This window comes from Pseudoduganella buxea (genome assembly GCF_009720835.1).
GTDB lineage: Bacteria > Pseudomonadota > Gammaproteobacteria > Burkholderiales > Burkholderiaceae_D > Rugamonas > Rugamonas buxea.
Map to the genome: position 1 here is coordinate 1 of NZ_WNKZ01000175.1, position 4,235 is coordinate 4,235.

The 4,235-nt window shown below is 65.9% G+C and carries 5 protein-coding genes; 2 read left to right on the forward strand and 3 right to left on the reverse strand.

What is annotated here, in order from left to right; translation table 11 throughout:
- Window positions 1-96: 96 nt before the first annotated feature.
- The 3 genes from GM672_RS27170 to tssB are packed head-to-tail and all read right to left on the reverse strand — an operon-like array spanning window position 97 to window position 2,748.
- Complete coding sequence (locus tag GM672_RS27170) at window positions 97-600, reverse strand: Hcp family type VI secretion system effector (RefSeq protein WP_155473620.1); 504 nt, start codon at window positions 598-600, stop codon at window positions 97-99.
- Between the two features lie 25 nt (window positions 601-625).
- Window positions 626-2,197 (reverse strand): type VI secretion system contractile sheath large subunit, encoded by a 1,572-nt coding sequence (gene tssC, locus GM672_RS27175; RefSeq protein WP_155473621.1) that lies wholly within the window; start codon window positions 2,195-2,197, stop codon window positions 626-628.
- A gap of 32 nt (window positions 2,198-2,229) precedes the next feature.
- Window positions 2,230-2,748, reverse strand: a complete 519-nt coding sequence (tssB, locus tag GM672_RS27180; RefSeq protein ID WP_155473622.1) for a type VI secretion system contractile sheath small subunit — start codon at window positions 2,746-2,748, stop codon at window positions 2,230-2,232.
- Window positions 2,749-3,093: 345 nt separating this feature from the next.
- On the opposite strand from tssB, the gene GM672_RS27185 reads away from it, so the two are divergent.
- Both GM672_RS27185 and tssK read left to right on the forward strand, forming a co-directional pair.
- Window positions 3,094-3,582, forward strand: a complete 489-nt coding sequence (locus GM672_RS27185) for a type VI secretion protein (protein WP_155473623.1) — start codon at window positions 3,094-3,096, stop codon at window positions 3,580-3,582.
- Window positions 3,579-4,235 (forward strand): type VI secretion system baseplate subunit TssK (gene tssK / locus GM672_RS27190; protein ID WP_170300278.1); only part of this gene is annotated, 657 nt, incomplete at its 3' end. The genes GM672_RS27185 and tssK, both read left to right, overlap by 4 nt.

Sequence of the window (4,235 nt, forward strand, 5' to 3'; positions counted from 1 at the left end):
CCGCGCGCAGCCCGGCCTCGTCCAGCGGACGGCCATGGCCGTCCGGCGCCAGGCGCTCGAGCAGCGGCAGCCTGGCCGGTGCGGCGGGCCGCGCCATCAGGCCGCCTTGGCCAGCTTGTTGGCCGCCAGGTCCCAGGTGGTGGCGGCGGTGCCTTCCTTGCTGCCGTCGTCTTTTTGCGAGGTCAGCTCCCACATGATCTTCGTGAAGTTCAGCGACAGCGTCTCGACGGGCTTGCCGCCGCTGCCGCCGCTGACGCTGACGTTGGAAATGATCACGTTCGACAGCGTGTAGACGATCAGGGTCAGCTGGGCGCCGCTGTCGTCGCCGGCATTGCGGCCCACCGAGATCTTCGCCGTGGGGATCGCCTTGCCGGCGCAGCAGTAGGCGTTCAGGGTGGGTGTGGCGCCGTCGAGGAATTTCGTCACGGTGAACTCGCCGATGTGCGGGCGCCCCGACGTGCGTTCCTTGTTGCTGACGTCATTGGTGACCTGCATCGCCACGTTGTGGCTGTAGGACATCAGCTCGATCTTGTCGACGAAGCCTTCCAGCGACGAGTCGCCCTTGATGGCGTCGCCGAGGTCCAGAATGATTGCATCCATGTCGTGCTCCGGGTCGGGTTGGGGGTCAAGCCTTGACTGGCGGCGGCAGGTCGGCCACCAGGCGGATCGAGGTGGTCAGTTCCTCCAGCTGGAAGTGCGGCTTCAGGAACATCGTGGCGCGGTAGACGCCGACCCGCCCCGGCACGCTGACGACGTCGACCCGGGCCTCGCGCAGCGGGTACTGGGCCTTCATCTCCTGCGGCGCGTTGTCGTTGACCAGCACGTAGTCGGCGACCCAGTTGTTCAGGTAGCGCTCGACCTGCTCGCGCGCCGCGAAGGAGCCCAGCTTGTCGCGCATCATGACCTTGACGTAGTGGGCGAAACGCGACGCGGCCAGCACGTAGGGCAGCATCGTCGAGATGCCGGCATTGGCATTGGCCAGGTCCTTGTTGTACTTCTTCGGCCGCGCCACGGTCTGGCCGCCGAAGAACACGGCCAGGTCGTGGTGCTTCTTGTAGCACAGGGCCATGAAGCCAAGGTCGCTCAGTTCCTTTTCGCGCCGGTCCGTGATCGTCACTTCCATCGGGCACTGCATGGTCTTGAGCTTGCCCGTCGCCTCCGTCGGGAAGCTGAAGATGGGCAGGTTGGTCACGGCGCCGCCGCCTTCGACGCCGCGGATGGCGGCGCACCAGCCGTACAGGGCGAAGGCCTTCGTGATGCGCAGGCCCAGCGCATAGGCCGGATTGCCCCACAGGTAGCGCTCGTGGCGGGCCTGCGCGCCGTACAGGAATTTCGGGCCCATGGCGGGATCGTTCGAGGCGAGGTAGTTGCGCGGGCCGCCGAACACGTTTTCCTCGTAGTTCAGGCCCTCGACGGGATTGCCGTTGTCGCTGTACGGCTGGCGCAGCAGCATGCGCGGCAAGGTCAGCGTCACGTAGCGGGCGTCGTCGCTGTCGCGGAAGGCATTCCACTTGATGGCGTCGGTGCCTTCGAAGCTCTTGGCCAGGTCGCGCGGGTTGGCCAGTTCCGTGAAGCTGTCCAGGCCGAACAGGCTCGAATCGGCCGCGGCGATGAAGGGTGCGTGCGCCGCCGCCGCCACGTTCGACAGCTTGGCCAGCATGCCCACTTCGTCGGCCTTGCGGCCGAAACTGTAGTCGCCGATCAGCACGCTGAACGGATTGCCCCCGAAGGTGCCGTATTCCTCTTCGTAGATCTTCTTGAACAGGGCCGACTGGTCGAAGGCGATGGCCTTTTCCAGGTCGTTCTGCAGGCCCTTGCGGCTGATGTTCATCACCTTGAGCTTCAGACGCGTGCTCGTTTCCGTGTTCGACACCAGCATGTGCAGGCCGCGCCAGGCCGCTTCCAGCGTCTGGAAGCGCTCGTTGTGGAGGATCTGGTCGAGCCGCTCGGCCAGCAGGGCGTCGATGGCGGCGATGCGCTGGCTGATCACGGCCACGGGCTGGCTGTCGCCGCTCGAGCTGGCCTTGGCCGTGTCGAGCGCCGTCTTCAGGATCTGCGCCGCATTGCGCTGCTGGGCATCGTCATAACCGGGCTTGATTACCAGGTTGATCAGCTGCCGGTCCGCGTGTTCCAGCTGGGTCGCTTCGATGACGGCTTGCTGGTTACCGCTCAATACGATATTCGATTCGGTTTGCATGGCTTGCTCCCGGTATTAATGTGCGCACGCGGCTATTGAACGGTGTTGTCCGTGGTACCCGAGCCGGCTTCGCCGTTGGGTATCATCCTGGCCGAGCGAAAGGCCGCATCGAGCCTTTCCTCCAGCTTTACATTGCCGTCCAGCCGGGCCAGCATGTCGCGCAGGCGCTGCCGTTCCTCGAATAAGGCGGCCAATGCCGGGTGCATTTTCAGCAGCGAGACGGGATTGAAGTCTTCCATTTTCTCGAAACGGAACACGGCCTCCTGGGCCTGGGCCGCTTCGTGCTGCAGGGCGCCGCTCTCGGGCAGGACGATGCTGGCCGACGGGCCGATGGCCTTCAGGATCTCGTCGAAATTGTCGCAGTCGATCTCCTGGAAGACCTGGTCGGCGACGACGTGATTGTTTTCGCCGCCCAGGTCCGAAAGTATCCCGACCACCAGCGGCAATTCCTTTTTCTCGACGGCGTCGCCGATTTCCACGTCATACGTGATCTGGACACGCGGGGGGCGGTTGCGGTCGAGCCAGTGCTGACCATTATCGATATCGGACATAACGTCTCCATGGTTGAAAAGATGCGGCGGCGGCAGCCGCGCAAATGCCCTTGCAATGGCCGCGACGACGCGGCAGGCCGGCCATGGGACTGCGCTTCCGGGTTAAAAGTTAGTCACCTGGCTTTATTCAGAATACGCCCAAACGATTTTTACTTTCAACGGGCCAAAGTAAAAAAAAAAAGAAAAAACCACAGTGACGCCGGTGCTATATTCGTTCGCAATGCGCCCGCCAAAACGCGCCGGACGCAGCGTGATTCGATCGCGCAGCCGTCCCGTCGACGGCGGTCGCGCCACGTTCGAACATAACTATCAGTAACATTTATTGTCGGGACTGGAGGTGTGTCGTTGACCCGGACCTTACCGCCGCGCCATGCCGTCGGCGCCTGCCTGCTGGCGGCGGCGGCACTGCTGTTGACCGCCTGCGAGACGGCGCGCAAGCTGCTGCGCCCCACCGTCGCGCTGACGGACCTGTCGTTCGAAGTGGCCCGTGGCGCCAACGGCAATGCCCCCTTCGCCGTGGAGCTGGTGGCGCCGCCGGACGATGAGCTGCTGGCCAAGCTGCAGGCCTTGAGTGCCGAGCAGTGGTTCGATCCGCAGGCGAATTTCAAGCGCGACTACCCCAAGCTCCGGACGTGGTACTACGAACTGACCCCGGGCCTGCGCATGCGCCTCAATCCCACGCCGTTCGCCCGTGCCCGCGCCAGCGGCCTGCTCCTGTTCGCCCACTACCAGGGCAAGGGCGCCTATCGGCTGCGGCTCGACACCTACCCGAAGGCCACCGTGCTGTTCGCCGACAAGGACATCGCGCTGGCCGCGGTGCCGGCAAGCCGATGACGACGCGCGACGATCCCGATGGCGCCATGCTGGCCGCCTTGCCCGAGGCGGTGCGATGGTATGACGGCATGCGCCTGGTCCCGCAGCAGTTCCAGCAGTGGGCCATGCGCACGGAGATGCTGGCGCCGGCCCTGCTGCGGGCGGCCTGTCCGCTGCACTGGGGCGTGCTGGCGCTGGACTACCGCATCGACGGCACGGCTGTCACCTTGACGTGCCTGGAGGCGATCATGCCCGACGGGCTGCCCGTGCTGGTGCGCCCGGCCAGCCGGCTGACGGTGGACCTGGCCCACGCCGAACCCGACCCCCACGGCGTATGGCGCATCGCGCTGGCCGTGCCCACGTGGGGCGGCGGCGACGACCCCGGACCGCGCCGCTTCCTCGACCAGGGCAGCGTGTCCTTCGCCGACCAGAACCCCGGTGGGCTGGCCGCCACGGTCTCCGTGCTGCGGCCGAACCTGCACCTGGTCTGCGGCGGCGGCCATGGCTTTGCGGCGGCCGAGCTGCTGCCGTTGCTGGCCCTGCGCAGGAACGCGGGCGTGCCGGTCGACGCCGGCTATGTCGCGCCTTGGCTGCGCATCGGCCACGCCTTGCCGCTGTACGGGCGCATCGATGCGCTGTGCCGCCGGCTGCGCGCCAACTACGCCACCCTGTGC

What these genes read in the sequence shown, in the direction of transcription:
- tssB (WP_155473622.1), bottom strand. Translation starts at nt 2,748, where the DNA reads ATGTCCGATATCGATAATGGTCAGCACTGGCTCGACCGCAACCGCCCC.
- tssC (WP_155473621.1), bottom strand. Translation starts at nt 2,197, where the DNA reads ATGCAAACCGAATCGAATATCGTATTGAGCGGTAACCAGCAAGCCGTC.
- GM672_RS27170 (WP_155473620.1), bottom strand. Translation starts at nt 600, where the DNA reads ATGGATGCAATCATTCTGGACCTCGGCGACGCCATCAAGGGCGACTCG.